Source organism: Rhizobium sp. 22-785-1 (assembly GCF_053521965.1).
The window spans coordinates 1-18987 of record NZ_JBNWDI010000001.1 but is presented as its reverse complement, the minus strand read 5'-3'; the positions used below and the strand labels follow the sequence as shown (position 1 = coordinate 18987).

General features: G+C 55.6%; 17 protein-coding genes, 1 tRNA gene and 1 other annotated feature. Of the genes, 5 read left to right on the top strand and 13 right to left on the bottom strand.

Annotation, left to right across the window (positions count from 1 at the left end):
* Positions 1–22: 22 nt before the first annotated feature.
* Positions 23–769 (bottom strand): cytochrome c biogenesis CcdA family protein, encoded by a 747-nt coding sequence (locus ACQZ5M_RS00090; protein WP_296018377.1) that lies wholly within the window; start codon positions 767–769, stop codon positions 23–25.
* A gap of 182 nt (positions 770–951) precedes the next feature.
* Here ACQZ5M_RS00090 and ACQZ5M_RS00085 point away from each other — a divergent pair.
* Positions 952–1027, top strand: a tRNA-Lys gene (locus ACQZ5M_RS00085).
* Between the two features lie 518 nt (positions 1028–1545).
* On the opposite strand, the gene ACQZ5M_RS00080 is transcribed toward ACQZ5M_RS00085, so the two are convergent.
* From ACQZ5M_RS00080 to ACQZ5M_RS00070, 3 genes are all read right to left on the bottom strand, one after another.
* Entirely contained in the window at positions 1546–2856 is a 1311-nt protein-coding gene (locus ACQZ5M_RS00080) for a homoserine dehydrogenase (protein ID WP_296018379.1), read from the bottom strand.
* A 65-nt stretch (positions 2857–2921) separates the two neighbouring features.
* Positions 2922–4142: an LL-diaminopimelate aminotransferase gene (locus tag ACQZ5M_RS00075; protein WP_062425410.1), complete on the bottom strand. Its 1221-nt coding sequence runs from the start codon at positions 4140–4142 to the stop codon at positions 2922–2924.
* A gap of 276 nt (positions 4143–4418) precedes the next feature.
* The gene (locus ACQZ5M_RS00070) at positions 4419–5378 is read right to left on the bottom strand and encodes a nucleoside hydrolase (protein ID WP_449078794.1); all 960 of its coding nucleotides are present in this window, start codon (positions 5376–5378) and stop codon (positions 4419–4421) included.
* Positions 5379–5553: 175 nt separating this feature from the next.
* Between ACQZ5M_RS00070 and ACQZ5M_RS00065 the strand changes: the two genes are divergently transcribed.
* Complete coding sequence (locus ACQZ5M_RS00065; protein ID WP_296081210.1) at positions 5554–6357, top strand: TSUP family transporter; 804 nt, start codon at positions 5554–5556, stop codon at positions 6355–6357.
* Positions 6358–6377: 20 nt separating this feature from the next.
* Here ACQZ5M_RS00065 and ACQZ5M_RS00060 read toward each other — a convergent pair whose 3' ends face one another.
* From ACQZ5M_RS00060 to hemN, 9 genes are all read right to left on the bottom strand, one after another.
* Positions 6378–7115: a PAS domain-containing protein gene (locus tag ACQZ5M_RS00060; protein ID WP_296018385.1), complete on the bottom strand. Its 738-nt coding sequence runs from the start codon at positions 7113–7115 to the stop codon at positions 6378–6380.
* A 175-nt stretch (positions 7116–7290) separates the two neighbouring features.
* Positions 7291–7983 (bottom strand): hypothetical protein, encoded by a 693-nt coding sequence (locus tag ACQZ5M_RS00055; protein WP_296018387.1) that lies wholly within the window; start codon positions 7981–7983, stop codon positions 7291–7293.
* Between the two features lie 297 nt (positions 7984–8280).
* Positions 8281–9210 (bottom strand): lipid A biosynthesis lauroyl acyltransferase, encoded by a 930-nt coding sequence (locus ACQZ5M_RS00050; protein ID WP_296036709.1) that lies wholly within the window; start codon positions 9208–9210, stop codon positions 8281–8283.
* Positions 9211–9213: 3 nt separating this feature from the next.
* Complete coding sequence (locus ACQZ5M_RS00045; protein ID WP_296018392.1) at positions 9214–10242, bottom strand: zinc-binding dehydrogenase; 1029 nt, start codon at positions 10240–10242, stop codon at positions 9214–9216.
* A gap of 141 nt (positions 10243–10383) precedes the next feature.
* A complete protein-coding gene (locus tag ACQZ5M_RS00040) occupies positions 10384–11670 on the bottom strand; it encodes a beta-ketoacyl-ACP synthase (protein ID WP_296036711.1) in 1287 nt (428 codons plus the stop codon).
* A 12-nt stretch (positions 11671–11682) separates the two neighbouring features.
* Positions 11683–12879 carry a beta-ketoacyl-ACP synthase gene (locus tag ACQZ5M_RS00035; protein WP_296104313.1) on the bottom strand — a complete coding sequence of 399 codons (1197 nt, stop codon included), beginning with the start codon at positions 12877–12879 and terminating at the stop codon, positions 11683–11685.
* 181 nt (positions 12880–13060) lie between these two features.
* Entirely contained in the window at positions 13061–13540 is a 480-nt protein-coding gene (locus tag ACQZ5M_RS00030) for a 3-hydroxyacyl-ACP dehydratase FabZ family protein (protein WP_296018399.1), read from the bottom strand.
* 198 nt (positions 13541–13738) lie between these two features.
* On the bottom strand, positions 13739–14017 hold the full coding sequence (locus ACQZ5M_RS00025; RefSeq protein ID WP_027675812.1) for an acyl carrier protein: 279 nt from the start codon (positions 14015–14017) through the stop codon (positions 13739–13741).
* Between the two features lie 132 nt (positions 14018–14149).
* A complete protein-coding gene (gene hemN / locus ACQZ5M_RS00020) occupies positions 14150–15499 on the bottom strand; it encodes an oxygen-independent coproporphyrinogen III oxidase (protein ID WP_296018403.1) in 1350 nt (449 codons plus the stop codon).
* A 195-nt stretch (positions 15500–15694) separates the two neighbouring features.
* Here hemN and fnrN point away from each other — a divergent pair, with 195 nt between their 5' ends.
* The 3 genes from fnrN to ACQZ5M_RS00005 all read left to right on the top strand — a co-directional run.
* Positions 15695–16420: a transcriptional regulator FnrN gene (gene fnrN / locus ACQZ5M_RS00015; RefSeq protein WP_296018404.1), complete on the top strand. Its 726-nt coding sequence runs from the start codon at positions 15695–15697 to the stop codon at positions 16418–16420.
* A 351-nt stretch (positions 16421–16771) separates the two neighbouring features.
* Positions 16772–16827: a sequence feature (sul1 is cis-regulatory element that is thought to sense ions involved in sulfur or methionine metabolism; They are found in Alphaproteobacteria), on the top strand.
* A 75-nt stretch (positions 16828–16902) separates the two neighbouring features.
* Positions 16903–18390, top strand: a complete 1488-nt coding sequence (locus tag ACQZ5M_RS00010) for a SulP family inorganic anion transporter (protein ID WP_449078793.1) — start codon at positions 16903–16905, stop codon at positions 18388–18390.
* Between the two features lie 84 nt (positions 18391–18474).
* A partial coding sequence (locus ACQZ5M_RS00005; RefSeq protein ID WP_449078792.1) for a transposase occupies positions 18475–18987 on the top strand: 513 nt, incomplete at its 3' end.

Sequence of the window (18987 nt, the reverse complement as noted above, 5' to 3'; positions counted from 1 at the left end):
GCGATTTTTGTGTTGGTTGAACCTAGCCGATTTTCATCAGTATTGGGAAGCTCTCCTGAAACCAGATCGCGACACTGGTAATGAAACCTGACATGAAGGCGATGCCAGTGAGCACAAGCAGCACGCCCATGATTCTTTCGACCAGGCCGAGATGGCGGCGGAAGCGGGCAAGAAAACGCATGAAACTGCCCGAAAAAGCAGCCGCGATCCAGAACGGTATCGCAAGACCTGCCGAATAAATCGCAAGCAGCATAGCACCCTCGCCCACGGTCTGTTTTGAAGCGGCGACCCCCAGAATGGCTCCGAGCACGGGGCCGATGCAGGGTGTCCACCCAAAGGCAAAGGCAAGTCCCATGAGATAGGCGCCGGAAAGCGTGGCAGGCTTACCACCGCTTTGGAAACGCGCTTCACGTGAGAACACGCCGATGCGGAAAACGCCGAGGAAATTCAGACCCATCAGGATGATAATGAGACCGCCTATCTTGGCAAGGATATCGAGATTTTGACGTAGCACCATCCCGATCGTGGAGGCGCCGGCGCCAAGTGCTACAAAAACAGTTGCGAACCCCAGCGTGAAGAACAGCGCCGCTAGCAGCACTGCTTTGCGGACCTGCGGCTTCGCCTCAAAGCGCTCGTCCTTGAACTGCTCCACCGAGATACCCGCCATGTAGCAAAGGTACGGCGGAACCAAAGGCAGTACACAAGGAGACAGAAACGAAAGGGCTCCAGCAAAAAGCGCGGTGAGAAGGGATATATCGGCAATGGACAATGCGGCACTCCGGACGGTTCACGACGCCTTGTAGCGCCACCAAACCTTTGCCACCAATCACCTTTTTGCGGTTGCGTCAAAAAAACGCGGAAAGATGAGATAATCCCGTTTTTATGGGTTGACCGCAAACGTGCCTCTACATATGTTCCGCCCACTTCCAAAGGGCGGTTCGCCCCACAAGGGAGAGCGTAGCTCAGCCGGTAGAGCAACTGACTTTTAATCAGTAGGTCCAGGGTTCGAATCCCTGCGCTCTCACCACCACAATCAAGCATTTACCGGCGTACACTCCAGTTAGCATTCTAAGCACTGCTATAGTTGCGGTTGCAATTCGGAGCGTACTGTCGGGATGGACATATGGTGCGTCTGCACGTTTATTACCGAGTAAGTCAGATATCTTACTTCCAGTGAAATACACCTATTACGTGTTTATTACGGTATTTTTACAATCCAGATTTTTGGGCCTTACATCGAATTCTGTCTACGTGTTGGGGATTCGCGATCAAAGTCCGGACTTCCTTCCGAGCGCTTCTTCTTTTACCGTCTCTTCCGCATGGCAGACTGCCCAACACCTGCCGAAAATAGTTTTGCGGCTGCGGCGAAGGAAAAATCCGCTATGCCAGCCCCGTGCCGATTGATGTCGCCTCGCACACGAGGCAGCTTCGACAAAAAAGCCCAGTTGCTTTCGCAACAGGGCCATCTTGTCTTTTGAAATTGCATTCCGCCAATAGACATCGCTAAAGCGCGGTGATCTGCGGAAACGGCCGCATGCGGGACGATCAGGTGCGTTCGATGCGAATGACCTGCGGCTCGCTGACCAGATATTTCTCGCTCTTGATCGCTTTCACAGCCTTTCGGATCGCGTCTTCCATCGTCGCATGCGTCACGAGGATGATCGTCTGTGCTTTTTCTTCCGTCGGTACTTGAGAGCGTTGAACAATCGATTCCAGCGAGATGTTGTTCTCGGCCATGCGCGTGGCGATAGAAGCGAAGACGCCCGCCTTATCCTTCACCGTCAAGCGAATGAAATACCCGCCCTCGTGGCTCTTCATCTTGGCGCGACGATAATCCGTCAGTGACTTGGCCGGACGGCCAAGGACCGGAACTTGCTGGGCGCCGGGACGACTCTTGGCGATATCCGCGACATCACCGAGCACGGCGGATGCAGTGGCGTTGCCGCCGGCGCCTGGGCCGACCATAAGCAACTCACCCAAGATATCGGATTCCACCGCCACAGCATTGGTCACGCCATCGACCTGCGCGATGACGGAATCGAGTGGCACCATGGTCGGATGCACGCGCTGTTCGATGCCCGACTCAGTGAGTTGTGCAACGCCGAGAAGCTTGATGCGATAACCGAGATCCGCGGCAGCTTGGATATCCTCAATCGAGATATTGGTGATGCCTTCGAGATAGATATCGTCGGCTGCAATCTTGGAGCCGAAAGCAAGCGTCGTCAAAATCGCAAGCTTATGAGCGGTGTCGTTGCCCTCGATATCGAAAGCAGGATCGGCCTCCGCATAGCCTAGACGCTGCGCTTCCTTGAGGCAGGCCTCGAAGGACAGGCCCTCCTTCTCCATCTTCGTCAAGATGTAATTGCATGTGCCATTCATGATGCCGTAGATGCGCGACACGTGGTTGCCGGTCAGCGATTCACGCAGCGCCTTGATGATCGGAATGCCCCCAGCAACAGCTGCTTCGAAGTTGAGCAAAGCGCCCTTTTCTTCTGCAAGCTTTGCGAGCTCCACACCGTGCTTTGCCAGCAGAGCCTTATTGGCTGTCACCACGTGGAGACCACGAGACAGAGCTGCACGTACGGCATCTTCCGCAGCACCGGACGCGCCGCCAACGAGTTCGACGAAAACGTCGATATCAGCCTTCTCTGCTAGTTCTTCCGGCGTGTCGAACCAAGTAATACCCGACAGATCAATACCGCGATCGCGCGAACGGTCACGTGCGGAAACGGCAATAATCTCAATTGCGCGTCCGCAGGTAATCGCAAGTTCGTTGCTTCTCTGCTGGAGGATGCGCACGAGCGAAGAGCCGACAGTGCCGAGTCCCGCTATGCCGATTCTCAATGAATCTGCCATGGGTATGTTCCTGATTTGCTTTAATGAAAGAGGCGGCCGGAACCGGCCACCTTGGCGGGTTGCCCTTATCTATGGGCGTTAAGCGAGACGACGTTGTGCAACGTGTCGTCCGCAGTCGACAGAAAACGCTTCAGATTGCGCGCGGCCTGACGAATTCTGTGCTCGTTCTCTACAAGCGCGAGGCGAACGTAGTCGTCGCCCATTTCACCAAAGCCAACACCCGGAGCAACCGCAATGTCAGCCTTCTCGATCAGGAGCTTGGAAAATTCAAGCGAGCCGAGGTGGCGGAATTTCTCCGGGATTTTCGCCCAGGCGAACATGGTGGCAGCCGGTGGCGGAACTTCGAAACCGGCCTTGCCAAACGTATCGACCATGACGTCGCGACGGCGGCGATAGACGTTACGCACTTCCGCGATATCGGAGCCATCCCCGTTCAGAGCGTGCGTGGCCGCAACCTGGATTGGCGTGAATGCGCCGTAATCAAGATAGGACTTCACGCGCGTCAGTGCAGCGATCAGCCGTTCGTTGCCGACGGCAAAGCCCATGCGCCAGCCAGGCATGGAAAAAGTCTTCGACATGGAGGTAAACTCCACCGAAACATCCATGGCGCCTGGAACTTCCAGGACCGATGGTGGCGGGTTCTTCTCGTCGAAATAGATTTCCGAATAGGCCAGGTCGGACAACACGATCAGATCATGCTTCTTTGCAAAAGCGATGACGTCCTTATAGAAATCCAGAGAGGCCACATGTGCCGTCGGGTTGGACGGGTAGTTGATGATGAGTGCCAGCGGCTTCGGGATCGAATGGCGCACAGCGCGCTCAAGTGGTCCGAAAAAAGTTTCATCCGGCTCGACATTCATCGAACGAATGACGCCACCCGCCATCAGGAAGCCGAAAGCGTGGATTGGATAGGTCGGGTTCGGACACAGGATCACGTCGCCTGGCGCGGTGATGGCCTGCGCCATGTTGGCAAAGCCTTCCTTTGAACCGAGCGTTGCGACGACTTGCGTATCCGGGTTCAGCTTCACACCGAAGCGGCGAGCATAATAAGCGGCCTGGGCGCGGCGAAGGCCCGGAATACCCTTGGAGGACGAGTAACGATGGGTGCGTGGATCCTGGACGACTTCACAGAGCTTGTCGACGATCGCCTTTGGGGTCGGCAAATCCGGGTTGCCCATGCCAAGGTCGATAATATCGGCGCCACCCGCTCGCGCGCTCGCTTTCAAACGGTTGACCTGTTCGAAAACGTATTGCGGCAGACGCTTGACCTTGTGAAACTCTTCCATCTCTTTCCTCATGGAAATGGACCGGATTGTCCGGTCCACAATAGCGTTCGTTTTTTGGTTTGAAACATAAGCCGACACGAACAAATCGGACCTGTGCTGTTCATTGTAGCGCAAGCGGTGGAAAACACGAATTGGTTTTCCCGATACGCCACGCCTGTACTGGCGTTTCGCCGGAACGAGTCTCGTGAAACCTGCTTGTTCCGGTCGTGCCTGCATAACGCCAGATTCTCGTAAAATGCAAGGCAAAGCCGCCGCGCGAACGGCGGCTCAACTCAATCAGCCGCGTTCACCACGCACAATTGCGGAGCGGATGACAGAAAGCACACGAACCGCCTCGATCTTGGTGCAGATCTTCTGGCTTGGATGGCCATCCCAATTTCCCGGCGGGAAGGTAACACCGTCCGGCTTCTGAATTGTCTGGCCGTCGGCAAGACCGCCGCAAACGACCCGGATCGCGCCGCTGCGCGTTTCGAAAAGTTCAGGGTTCGTCAAATAAACGCAGGCGCAAGAATCATGGACGACCATGCCGTCGCCCGTGCGCATATTGTAAAAGCTGATGTAAAACTGCGAGAGATCAGACAGAAGCTGAACGGCCGCCCCATTTTCCTTGACCATGTCCGCCAGAAAACCGGACGTCATGACCGTTTTCGTGGTGACATCCAGGCCGATGACGGTAACCGGCCACGGTGCGGTGAAAACGAGATCGGCCGCTTCGGGATCGCCGTGGATATTCGCCTCCGCTGCAGGGCTGACATTGCCGTTGATATCGAAGGCCCCACCCATGATGATGACCTCCTTCACCAGAGCCGCGAAATCGGGCTCGGTTTTCAGAGCGAGCGCCAGATTGGTCATGCGACCAACGGCGATCAACGTCACTTCGCCGGGATTGGCCTTAACGGTATCAATGATGAAATGGTGGGCTGCGCGCGGATCCAGCGGCACGTCCACCGTTTCCGGGACGCCAATGTTCCCCAGCCCGTCATCGCCATGAATGAAGGTGGGGAAATGGTCCTCGGCACGCGATGGATCGAATGTCTTGCCAGCGCCTTTCGCAACCGGCGCCTCGATCATCCATTGCTGCTTGAGGAACTGCGCATTGCGGGTGGTAATCTCGATCGGCGCGTTTCCAAAAACGGTCGTGACCCCGATGAGATCGATGTCAGGGTGGCGGTGCAGAAAAAGCAGCGCCATTGCATCATCAATACCCGGATCCGTGTCGAAAATTACTTTCTGCATATGTCCCTCATTTAAATTCGGCGGTCTGCTTTGCAGTTGCGTTCGGCGCACAATAACCTCCTGTGCGCACTGCGCAATCTTTTCCGTCCGTCCATTAACGTGACCTGCAAAAGCGGTTGCGGGACAGGGCATTCGGTGCCACAAGCGGCCAGCAAAACATACCGGATGCCTCCCCGTGCAAGACGTCGCCCTCCAGCTTTTCATTATTTTGTTCTTTGTCGCCGTCTTCGCTGGCTTCGTTGATTCGATTGCCGGAGGCGGAGGATTGATCGTGCTGCCGGCGATGCTGATCATGGGTATACCGCCGCTGGAGGCGCTTGGAACCAATAAGCTACAGGCGCAATTCGGATCGGCATCTGCGACCATCGCCTACGCCCGGAAAGGCCACGTCGATCTCAAGACACAATTCCCGATGGCGCTGATGGCCTTGGTCGGCGGCATGGCCGGTGCCTTTACGGCGTCATTCGTTCCGGCGGATGTTCTCAGAGCGATCATGCCGTTCCTGCTCGTGGCCATTGCGGTCTACTTCGCATTCAAACCGAATTTGAGCGATATTGACAGCCAACGCCGTATCACGCCGCTTCTCTTCGGTCTGACGGTGGTTCCTCTGATCGGATTTTACGATGGTGTTTTCGGACCTGGAGCCGGTTCATTTTATATGCTGGCATTTGTCGGGCTTGCTGGCTTTGGCATGCTGAAGGCGACAGCTCATACGAAACTCTTGAACTTCGGCTCGAATTTCGGCGGTTTCCTGGTGTTCACCTTGAATGGCGCGATCCTGTGGAAGCTCGGCCTGGTCATGGGCTTCGGGCAGTTTCTAGGTGCTCAGATCGGCTCCAGACTGGCCATGAAGAATGGCGCGAAGATCATCCGCCCGCTTCTCGTAATCTCATGTCTCGCCATGGCTGCGCGTCTTATCCTGGATACGAACGCGCCCTATTCTCTTGGATGGATCATCGGCAAATTCAGCGGATCGTAATCTTTCGCTCACGAAAGATTTCAGGAGACTGAACCGCTCTCCAGCTCCGCCATCTCATCTACATTCTTCAACACAGCGACAGCTGCCATGATACGGCCGTCAGAGGCTCGCAAAGGCGTTATACGACAACGCGTCGCAAACCGCCCATCGCTTCGGATCGTATGGTGAATGTAATCAATCTTCTCACCTGCGAAGCATCTATCCAATGCGGGCTTAGCCTGATCATGAAATCCGTCGTCACCAATGAGATCCGCGAGATGACAACCGATGATCGATAGGCGGCTGGTCTTAAAGAAATTTGCATTTGCCTGATTGGAATACAGATAGCGATAGTCAGTCGTAAGGACGACAACACGATCGTCCAAGCTATCCAGAACCACCTCGCTGAAAAGCGGTTGATCGTATGAGGCCGGCTTAGCGGGCTTGCCGCGCCCCGCTAATAGCTCCGCAAAATCTACTTGGGAAAACGTCGGTCGATCCAGAAAATACTGATCTATCAGCGCAGACATCATCATGCTTTTACGCACAACCGAAAGCCTGTCATCGGATCCATCTCTAATCAGGGTACACAGGAACTGGAATTGCTGATGCAACTCCTCCCGCGTCAGAGCGGTAAAGGAGAGAATGTCGGCGATGATGACCTGCAGCTCACGATCAAACATTGTGACAAGATCGTCTTCACCTTGACTAACTGCCTGCCTCAACTGAAGATTTTTGATTGCGAAAGCCTGGAAAAACTCCTTAAGCTGTACGTCCATCAAGTTTTTTCCCCGCAGCCCGAAGACCCGTCAAACTGCATTCCTTATTGACGATAGTTTTTTTCGAGCACAGAACTACTGCACCGATCACGACAGTCAATATATCATTTCTAATAGCCTACTGATTGGGGAGTATCTTCAAATAGAAGCCGCCCATTTCACCTGCGTCGACAGATCAAGCGACATCCCTGCTGCGGCGATCTTCCAATTCTTTGACCACAACGATGGCCCCCACAAGCTTGTAAGACGGCGAATAGCAAGGAGACATCTCGAAAGACTTGACCACGGTGTGACCAAGTTCGTCTTCCGCATAGGTATATTTCTCGGCCTCACCTTTGAAACAGGCGTCCAGTTTGTGACGGAAGATCTGCTGAAAACGGTGGATACCAACGAGCTCTGCAATATGCTTGCCGATGATATCGCTGCGATCTGACTGTAGCGAGGCGGCATTGGCCGAGTTGGTGTAGTTGATCCGGTAACCCGGCGACACAACAACGACGCGATCGTCCAAATCATCCAACCGGTCTTCATCCAGAATGACGTAGGGGCTCCAGGGCGCATCCTCTTCAGTGCCGGTGCCCCCGTCGCGCGGCAGGCCAGCGCCGATATAGCGATCCACCAGCCGTCTTAAAACCTCCGAATTGCGCTGAACGCAGCCGATGTCTTCGGCTTCTTCATTGAGAAGGTCGATCGCGAAGCGGAACTGTTCGAGAATTTCAGACGAAGAAGCGTTCTTGCGTCCGATGATGCTATCGAGCAGCTTTTCGAGCTCCTTGTCGAGCGCGGCAACTTTCGGCGCATCATTGCGGATGACTGCGCTTTTCAGTTCCTTGTAACGCTGCCAGAACGATTCTATCAATCTTTTCAACTCAACACTCCCGAGACGAAGGCACTTCCTGTCCCCAATCTTCTCCGGGCTTATCGTGATGAAACTTCATCACATGCCCGGAAAACAGGGCGTTTGTGGGTACAAGATCGTCACGCCAATATATTCATAATTATCACAATCCGAGCTGTTTCTACAAATGCCAGAAATAGTAAGGAAGAATAAGCATATCACTTCGAGCAGCAGCTAATGCCTCACTATTTTGTGCCTACCACGTTACCCCATTTTTATTGAAGAAGTAGTTTACTGCAAATAGCAACGACGTGCGATCGGCTGCACTTAAACATGGTCCTTGATGTGCCAACGGTCATGGTACCACAACCACTGACCCGGATATTCACGAACCCAGCTTTCAACTTTGTCATTCAGCAATTGTGCCGTCTTTTGAATGTCGACGCTGCCCTTATCATTCAATGGTATCTCGACTTTCGGCTCGATCTCGAGACGATACCGATTGTCCGGAAGGCGGATGCAACGCGCAGGATAGACATCGCAGCCGAACTGCCGCACCAGCTTGGCAAGCAGCGGATTGGTCTGCACGTTGTGTCCAAAGAACTGAGTCACAAGGCCTTTGCGGAACTTCTGATCCACCAAGACGCCAACACCTGCGCCCCTTTCCAGCTGGCGCGCCAGTGCGAAAGACGAGCCCGCATGCGACGGCACGAGCTTGCCCATCCGTTCTTTGCGGAAATTATAAATCTTCTCCGCCACGTAGGGATTGTTCGGCGGGCGAAAAAGAACGGTCACATCAAGCCCGAAGGCCGATCCGGCGACCGGCAGCAACTCAAAGTTTCCGGTATGGGCGGTGAAGACGATAAAAGGACGCGGATTATCACGCAGCTCAAGGAAGGTATCGATGCCGACGACTTCGATGCGACCGGGTTTTGTTTGCTGCGGATCAAAATCGAAGAGGCGGTCGAGGAAAACATATTCGGCGGCAAGACGCCCCATGTTTCCCCAGCTGTCCAATGCGATTTCCAGGCACTCCGCTTCAGACTTTTCAGGATAGGCGCGAGCCAGATTGAAGAGCATCAACTTGTGACGCGGCGTCTTCGGGCCGATCTTGCGTGCAAGTCTATCCGCAAAGCGGATGGCCGGATCTGCAGGCAGCAGTTTCAGCAAGCTCAGAAAACCGAACGCAATCGTCGCGTTGAACCACTGGCGGAAATTTTCAAGCGCGAGAACAATGCGCGTCACAAGAAGCTTCACTGATCAATCCATCCGCAGAACGATCTTACCGAAAACCTGACGGGTCTCCATACGCTCCAGAGCTTTGTCGATATCGTCAAAGGTAACTTCTGTATCGATGACCGGATGGACAAGGCCACGCGCCATTTTTTGCATAGCGTCGGCCATGTTCTGCATACGGCAACCGAAAGAGCCGAGCAGCTTCAACTGCTGCTGGAACAGCATCATCAGATTGATTTCGGTGGAAACGCCCGAGGTGGAGCCACAGGTGACGAGACGGCCGCCGCGCTTCAACGAGAACATCGACCCTGCCCAGGTATCCTTGCCGACATGCTCGAAGACGACATCGACACCCTTCTTCTTGGTCAGTTTGCGGACGACACCCTCGAAGCGATCAACGCGGTAGTTGATAACGTGATCTGCACCGAGTGCCTTGGCACGCTCGATCTTGTCATCCGAACCGACCGTGGTGATGACGGTACAACCCATCTTTTTCGCCAGCTGAATGGCGGCAGTGCCGATACCGGAACCTCCCGCATGAACAAGGATCGTCTCGCCGGGCTGAAGCTTGGCGTTGTCGAACAACATGTGCTCCACCGTGCCGAAGGTCACGGGAGCAAGTGCTGCCGCAACAGCATCGACGCCGGGTGGTGCAAGCACCAGTTGGCGCGCCGGAATGTTGATTTTCTCCTGTGCAAAGCCATCAAGGTGAAAACCATGAACGCCGCCGACATTTTCGCAAAGATTGTCACGGCCGGCGACGCAGTGATGGCAGCGACCACAGATGCGTGCGCCGTAGATGGACACGAGCTGCCCAGGAAGAACATTGGATACACCCGGGCCGATTGCTTCCACCACGCCGGAAGCTTCTGCTCCGATGGTCAGCGGCATCTTACGCTTCGCAAAGGCCATGCCGCGCCAGCCCCAAACATCGATATGGTTCAGCGCAACCGCCTTGACGCGAAGCGTGACTTCCCCCGGTGCCGGTGCTTCTGGCTCTGGCAGATCCACCTTCTCAAGCTTACGGTCGTCGACGAGTTGAAGAGCGCGCATTATAAAAGTCCTCCGCCCGAGGGCGTTACATCGTTTGTCGATTGAGAGTGCCGTGCCATACCGGATGAACACGCACACGCCACTCCCATCCATTTCGCACAGACATTGTCCAAAGTCGGACACATACAGAGGGGGAACCGATTAGGCCGGTTCCCGCGTCATGACAAGGCTTGCATTCTGGCCACCGAAGCCGAACGAGTTAGACAGAACGGCACCCACCTGAGCATCACGCTTCACATTCGGCACCACATCCAGCGCGATCGTCGGATCGGGATTGGTGTAGTTGATCGTCGGCGGAAGTGTGCCAGTCAGCATGGTCTGCAACGAGAACACAGCTTCAACTGCACCTGCTGCCGTCAGGGTGTGGCCGATCATAGACTTGTTGGAGGAGACGGGGATCGACTTCAAACCCTCACCGAAGACCGCGAGCATGGAGCCATATTCCATCTTGTCGTTTTCCGGCGTCGAGGTGCCATGCGCATTGACATAGCCGATATCGGCTTCAGATACACCTGCATCGGCAAGTGCGGCATGGATCGTGGCAATTGCCGGGCCGCCATCTGGCGAGGAGCGTGTGCGGTGAAAGCTATCGGCTTTCTCCCCTGCACCCTTGATAATGCCCAGGACCTTTGCACCGCGGGCAACAGCTGCTTCCAGCGATTCCAAAACCAGTGTCGCAGCACCTTCGGCAATGACGAATCCATCGCGGTCCTTGCTGAAAGGCTTCGATGCCTTTTCCGGCGGATCGTTCTGCGTGGACAGTGCGGAGAGGAGCGAGAAGCGGATCAAGGCCTCTGCACTGACTGAACCGTCGGTGGCGACCGTCAGCGCACGGTCCGTGCGGCCCTGGCGAATGGCTTCCACGCCAAGCTGAATTGCCGTTGCGCCGGAAGCGCAAGCCGTCGAAAGCGTTACCGGAAGGCCACGTGTGCCGAACCGATCAGAAAGACGTTCGGAGATCGCACCGAAGAGAGCAGCCTCCTGGAAGGCCGGATCGGGACGCTGGCGCAATGCCGCCATGAACCGGTCATAGGCATCGCCTGGCTTTGCCGCTGGTGGCGAACGGTCGGCAAGCTCGAAACGGGCGCTCCATTCCGGCTCGATGGGCGGAGCCGCCAGAAATAGTGGGCCGTTGAAATCGCCGGACAGACCTGCCTGCGCCAGCGCTTCGATTGTGGTTTCACGGGCGAAAGCGAAAGAGCGCTCGACGGAATTCGGCACAGGAATATCGATGAAATCCACCGTGCCGCAAATCTTGGTCGACAGATTATCGGTGGGAAAACGTGTGATCTTGTGGATCCCGGATTTGCCTGAGGTCAAAGCCGCCCAGTTATCGGTCAATCCCTGCCCGAGGGAGGTGATGATACCCATGCCGGTGACGGCGACGATAGGACGGCCAAGATGATCCCGGAAATTGCTGGATGCCATGGTCTGAACTCCTCAAGCGTCTCTAGAAAGAACGGCGACGCCTTCGCCGCGCACGTGACCGATAGTGGTGACGACCGCTTCCGTTACGGCAGATGCCATAGGCTTTTCCGCAACAGCGTCGAATGGCGGCACTTTTGCGCCGCTCTGGAGAGTGAGCGCAGCGAGCGCCAGGCCAAGGGGGAACTGCGCTTCAAGACCGTGGCCGGTGACGCCGCCGAATCCACGGATAGCAGCATGCGGCAAAGCCTTTTCAAGGATGTTCTTTTCGCGGGCGGTCAATCCGTCAAGTCCACTCGCACCGGAGAAAACGATGGTTTGCGCGGCATCATTTGCAGGCGCAAGCAGACGCTCTAAACGCTTCTCAAGCTTTCCATCGTCGCGGCTGCCACGATCGCCCTCGATTGCGTCGATGCGCGCGTAGATGTGCGCACCACGAGCCTCGGCGCGCTTGCGCGATTCCAGAACAAGAAACGCGCCGACCGACCCGGTGATCATGCCACCACCCTCCCCGTCCGCGCGGGACCAAAGAGGTTGCCAGTCGCCTTGAGCGTGCGCGCCGATCGCTTCGAACAGAAGTGTCATATCCGGACGTTCCGCCGCGAATGCACCGCCAACAAGCGCATGGCTCGATTCGCCGGAACGGATGCGATAGAAGGCGGTCTCGACAGCCGAAATACCAGCGCCCTCCTCACCCATGAAGGTCCGCGACGAACCGGTGACCTTGTGAACGATGGAGATGTTGCCAGCCATCAGGTTGGAAAGTTGGGCGAGAAACAGCGTCGGACGAAGCTCGGTCGTCAGCTTCTCGTTGAGCATGACTTCGCGGTCGTTGCGCTTCAAGCCTTCGTCGACGATCAGCGTATCGACATTGATGTCTCGCTCCCCACCTCCGGCTGCGACGATCATGTCCATCGTGCCACAAGCTTCTGCGTCTTCTTTCAGACCGGCATCGTCGAGCGCAAGACCGGCGGCGAACACACCAAGGCGCTGCCAGTTTTCCATCTGGCGCTGATCCTTGCGACCGATTTGCGCCGACCAGTCGATCTCCGGCAGAGGATGGATCGGATAAGGCGCGAACTTTTCCGTCTCGACAATCGGCTCAGGCGTCGCTGTACTTGAAAGAAGAGCGATATGGGCATCTTTGCCAACACCATGACAGGTCACGATACCAACCCCGGTAATCACCACATCATTGTCAGACTTCATCATCCGTGATCCTTCGTCGCCTTTCCGGAACACTTCGCCGGGCCAGCTCTTAAAAACGGCTAAGACGCCGCACGTGCCATGCGGAATAATGCGCGCGGTGCGGCTTTGCAATGGCGAAGGCTACCGGACCTTACGCATTGCGTGATTTTTCAGCATTTTGGAGGCGCATATAGCGCTTTTTCAATCAGCGAGAAGTATCGGCCGCGATGGCCGCCATCAGGCCCACTTCCTCTGCGCGCTTCTTGACGATCGGCGCGAGTGGAATCTCTGAAAATGGCATGGTGCGGAGCTTCAACTGCGCATCACAGACCTTTTTGCCGGCTGACATTATCTTGGCCTTGGTCACAGCGAAACCCGATCCGTCGTGCTCAAGGTAGGCTTCGATATCCAGTTCGGCATTAGGCTCGACGAATGTGCGCATCTTGGCGTTGTCGACGGACATCAGGAACGGCATGGCGGCAAAGTCCGTCATGGCAAGGACCAGCATGCCGGAGGTCTGAGCCATCGTTTCGATCAAGAGTACACCTGGAACGAGTGGCATGCCTGGAAAGTGCCCTTCGAAGACCGGGCTTTTATCGGGCACGATGGATCGAGCCTTCAAGATGCGGGCGGATCTGTCGATAGACTCGATTCGGTCCACCATCTGAAAATATTCGAGAAGCATGTCTTGTCCGTAAAATAGAGAGCAGAGCCATGAACTGCCGTTGCGCCGCCCTCCGGGCTTGGAATGCAATCAGCTGCGATCGGATCTGATCGGATCTGCAGCCCCAGAAATGGCATAGCGCCGCAAATGCGGCGCTCCAGTTCAGGCTTGCGAGTGGACTGACGCAGAGGATGCCCGCAGAACGGGCACCGGCGTCAATCAGCCCTTTGCGGCTTTCAACTCATCGATCTTGGCGCAAAGGTTCTTCAGAACGAAGTATTCTTCGGTCGAAACCTTGCCCTCGTTGACTTCCTGCGTCCACTGTTCGAGCGGAATCTTGATGCCGAATTCCTTGTCGATAGCGAAAACGATATCGAGGAAGTCCAGGCTGTCAATGCCGAGATCGTCGATGGTGTGGCTTTCCGGCGTAATGGTTTCGCGATCGATTTCGCTAGTATCAGCGATGATGTCGGCAACCTTATCGAATGTAGCTGTCACGCCCGTATCCTTTGTGTTCTTACTTATAAAGGTCTCTTCAGAGGCACCACATAGGGAAGTTGCATCAAAAAGCCAATGGTTTCGTGATAGAGCGCGATATTTTGGATGATATGTGTTGCGCACTCCCTACAGTCAAACCGCCAGAGAGTGGCGCCCTCGCCCATTCGAGAGGTAGGTATCAAACGTCGCGGCAATGCTGCGCGCAAACGGCTTGCCGGTTTCCGTCAAGGCGAAATGATCTGCCTCCAGATGGACGAGCCCATCGCGATCGCCCGCAGCAAACAGCTTGGCTTCCTCGATGGCCGGCAAAGCCAGCTCTCCATAAAGCGCAGTCAAAGCGGAAAGATCGAGTGCAAAGTCGCACATGATCCTTTCTATAACGAACGCGCGGACCCTGTCTTCTGCCGAAAGCGCGATGCCGCGCACGACACATAGGCCTTCGGCATCGGCCATTCGCTCATACTCCCCTGTCGCCACCATATTCTGCACGTAGCCTTGTGGCAGCTTGCCTATGGCCGATGCACCAAGCCCGATCAGCGCATCCGCACTGTCATCTGTATAACCCTGGAAGTTGCGCCGAAGTTCTCCCTCCTTCACCGCCAGCGCCAGAGTGTCTCCGGGCCTGGCGAAATGATCGATTCCGATTGCCTCGTAACCTGCCTCTACCAGCATTTCGGCTGCGGTCTTCATCTGCCGGTATCGAGCGAGCACATCCGGCAGCGCCTGCTGCGGAATCATCGTCTGATGCTTTTTCATCCATGGCACATGCGCATAGCCGAACAGCGCAACGCGGTCGGGGCTGAGAGACACGATCTTCTCGATAGTGGCGCGCAGAGTGTCGAGTGTTTGGTGCGGAAGGCCGTAGAGTACGTCGCAGTTGACCGAGTGAGCACCCCTCGCCCGTACCGCATCGACTACGGATTGCGTTTGCTCGAAGCTCTGCATTCGGTTGATGGTGGTCTGTACCTTCAGATCGAAATCCTGCACGCCAATGCTCGCCCGGGTCATGCCGATCTCGGCAAGCGCATCATAGCGTCCCTCATCGACATCGTTGGGGTCGATCTCCACACTGATTTCAGCATCGTGGGCAAATGAGAACACCGAACGAAGATGCCCCATTAGCTCAATCAGGTCTTCGGGCTTTAACATCGTCGGGGAGCCGCCACCGAAATGCACTGCGGTGACCTGAACACTTGGTGCTACCAGACCAGCCACGGCCTCGATTTCGCTGCGAAGCGCTTTGAGATAAGAGGCGATCGGCTCGTAGCGGAGCGTATGCTTCGTGTGACAGGCGCAGAACCAGCAAAGCCGGTCGCAATAAGGTATATGAATGTAGAGAGACAGCCGGTTTTGCGAATCAAGCGCCTGAAGCCAGGCCGCATATTCACCCGTTCCGATGCCTTCATGAAAGTGCGGTGCTGTCGGGTAGCTCGTGTAGCGGGGCACGGCCGAGGAATATTTCTTCAATAGATGCTCGGCCATCGCGCGCCCTTTTTTAGCATGTATCAATTCTGCGACTAAGAGATACATGCTGCGACAGTTTGCAACTTTGACTTCGATCAAATCAGCTAATAAACATTCTGCTCAGAAGCGGTGTGGGGACACGCGCTTGAGGGGATCGATGTGACGGGCTTTGGGATGACCTGACAACAGGCCCGTTCGACTTGGACGTGATAAATGGACACTCTGCAGAAGACCATCCATAACTCGGATATGCCTGTCGTTTGCCGCGCATGCGAAGCGCGCCATGGCGGGCTATGTGGTGTGCTCACGCCGACCCAGCTTGTGGAGCTGAACCGTCAGTCCAGCCGTAGGAAATTCGAGACGGGCAGTGAGCTGCTCGGCCAAGGCGAACTGGTGCCCTACTACGCCAACATTTTGAGCGGGGTCGTCAAGCTTTCGAAAATGATGTCGGATGGCCGTCAGCAGATTGTCGGGCTGCAATTTGCGCCCGATTTTCTGGGCCGTCCCTTCAATGCAGAAAGCAGCATGACGGCGGAAGCCGCGACGGACGTGGAAATCTGCCTTTTCCCGCGCCGCGTGGTAGACCGGATGATCGTCGATGTGCCGAATATGGAGCGTAAGCTGCACGGCCAGTCGCTCAAGGAACTCGACGAAGCGCGAGACTGGATGCTGACGCTGGGGCGTAAATCGGCGCAGGAAAAAGTCGCAAGCTTCCTTTATCTGATCGCAAAGCATATCGATCCCGAAAAAGGCGACGCCTCGTGTTTCGATCTGCCGCTGTCGCGCGCCGATATTGCAGATTTTCTCGGTCTGACCATCGAAACCGTCAGCCGTCAAATGACCAGGCTCAAGAAAGAAGGCATCATTCGGATCGAGAACAACCGGCATATCACAGTGCCTGATCTCGACGCGCTCAATGACGCTGCAGGAAACGACTGACGGTCTTCATCTGTCCCAATGCAGGTTCTTGAGCGATACGCCGAACATATAGGGCGCTTTCGCTTCCGCCGGTGTAAAAATCGTTCCCGTCAGGATCAACATCACAAAAAAGCACTTCATCGTCACGCTCCCCAGCGCCTGCCATCGAATGGCCTCCCTGAGAGCACGTTATATCCGATAAGACACTCTTTTCATTTAAGGAATTCGGTTATCGGTAGGTGCGATAGATGTATCGAAAACGCTGCGTCGCAGTCATAATTCGTTAAGATATGTGCAGAGTACAGCGAAGGTCGTCACTCGACATTCACTGATTGCGCCAGAAGCGCATGTCCGTTATAAGGCATCCATCCACAAGGACCCGGTGAAAATCCGGGTGGCTCTTCTGGCCGCCGATCCGCCAGACAACACAGCAACGCAACCTGTTTCATCTTTTAAGGACCGAGTCCCGCTCGGCCCGTTGCAACAACTGTGGTAACTCATTCATGCAAACTTTCACACACTACCGTCAGGAGTGGTTCTCCAATATTCGTGGAGACGTGCTCTCCGGCATCGTCGTCGCGCTTGCTCTGATTCCAGAGGCGATCGGCTTTTCAGTCATCGCCGGTGTCGATCCCAAAGTCGGACTTTACGCCTCGTTTGCCATTGCCTGTGTCGCGGCTTTCGTCGGCGGTCGTCCCGGAATGATCTCGGCTGCGACGGCCGCAACCGCCGTGGTTATGGTCTCTCTCGTCAAAGAACACGGGCTTCAATATCTCTTCGCTGCCACGATTCTGATGGGTGTCATACAGATCGTTGCTGGCTGGTTGAAACTCGGCCGCGTGATGCGCTTCGTGTCCCGCTCGGTCATTACGGGTTTTGTCAACGCTTTGGCCATTCTGATCTTTATGGCGCAGTTGCCTGAACTGATCGGTGTTCCCAGCCTGACCTATGTCATGATCGCAGGTGGCCTCGCGATTATCTATCTCTTTCCGTATGTGACCAAGGCAATACCCTCGCCTCTGGTTGCGATTGCCGTCCTGACGGTGATCGCATGGTGGACCGGAATGGAACTGCGCACAGTGGGCGACCTTGGCGAGCTCCCGTCCAGCTTTCCAATCCTGACATTTCCGCAGGTGCCGATGACTTGGGAGACGCTTCGGATCATCCTCCCCTATTCCGTCACACTCGCAGCCGTTGGCCTCCTTGAGTCGCTTCTCACTGCGCAAATCGTCGACGACATGACCGATACGCCGAGCAACAAGAGCCAGGAATGCGTGGGCCAGGGCGCTGGCAATATTGCCTCAGCGCTGATCGGTGGAATGGGGGGCTGCGCAATGATAGGGCAGTCCGTGATCAATGTGACCTCCGGTGGCCGGGGAAGGCTTTCGACATTTGTCGCAGGCGCCTTTCTGCTGTTTCTGATTGTCGTGCTTGATGACCTTGTCCGTATCATACCTATGGCAGCGCTCGTTGCCGTCATGATCATGGTGTCGATCGGAACATTTTCCTGGCGCTCCATTCTCGACCTGCGCAAGAATCCGCTGCCGTCATCGGTTGTGATGCTCGCAACGGTCGTCACTGTCGTGGCAACGCACGATCTTGCAAAGGGCGTTATCGTCGGCGTTCTACTGTCCGGCATCTTCTTTGCCGGAAAGGTTTCCAAGCTCTTTCGAGTCACTCGAAGCGAAGAGACCGTGGCGAAAACCGTGACTTATGTCGTGGAAGGCCAAATCTTCTTTGCCTCGGCAGAGAACTTTATCCGCGCCTTCGATTTCAACGAACAGGCAGACCAGATCAACATTGATGTTTCCGCTGCCCATCTCTGGGACATCACCGCAGTGGGCGCGCTGGACAAGGTGGTATTGAAATATCGACGAGCCGGAATTCAGGTCGACGTGGTAGGCTTCAACCAGGCCAGCGCAGAGATGGTCGACAAGTTCGCGCTTCACGACAAAAGCGAACGGCTGGCCGCCAGTGCAACCCTACACTAGCAAAGGTTTGGGCCATTCTCTTGAATGGCCCCAGACTGCTGACAAACCCCTGGCGTGAGCTGGGGGTTTATGAGTCATTGGGACATGTTAAAGAAACCTGCTCCTGAACAGACTGCTCTTGAGATGGTGACGCTCGATAGCCTGGTCCCTAAAGATCATCTGCTTCGCAAGATCGACGCGGTGATCGACTTCTCATTTATTCATGATCGTGTTGCGGGCCTCTACTGCGCCGACAACGGTCGTCCACCGCTCGACCCGACCTTGATGTTCAAGGCGCTGTTCATCGGCTACCTGTTCGGTGTGCGCTCGGAACGGCAGTTGGTGCGCGAGATCGAGGTGAACGTCGCCTATCGCTGGTTTCTGCGCATGAAGCTGACGGACCCTGTCTTCGATGCCTCGACGCTATCACAAAACCGCCGCCGTCGCTTTAACGATACATCCGTGGCCCAGGACATTTTCGATGCGATCGTGGAGCAGGCGATCAAGCACGGTCTGGTGGATGGGACTGTCCTCTATACGGATTCCACCCACCTGAAGGCGAATGCCAACAAGGGCAAATACGATCTGGCCCTGCTTCAGAAATCGCGTGCCGATTAC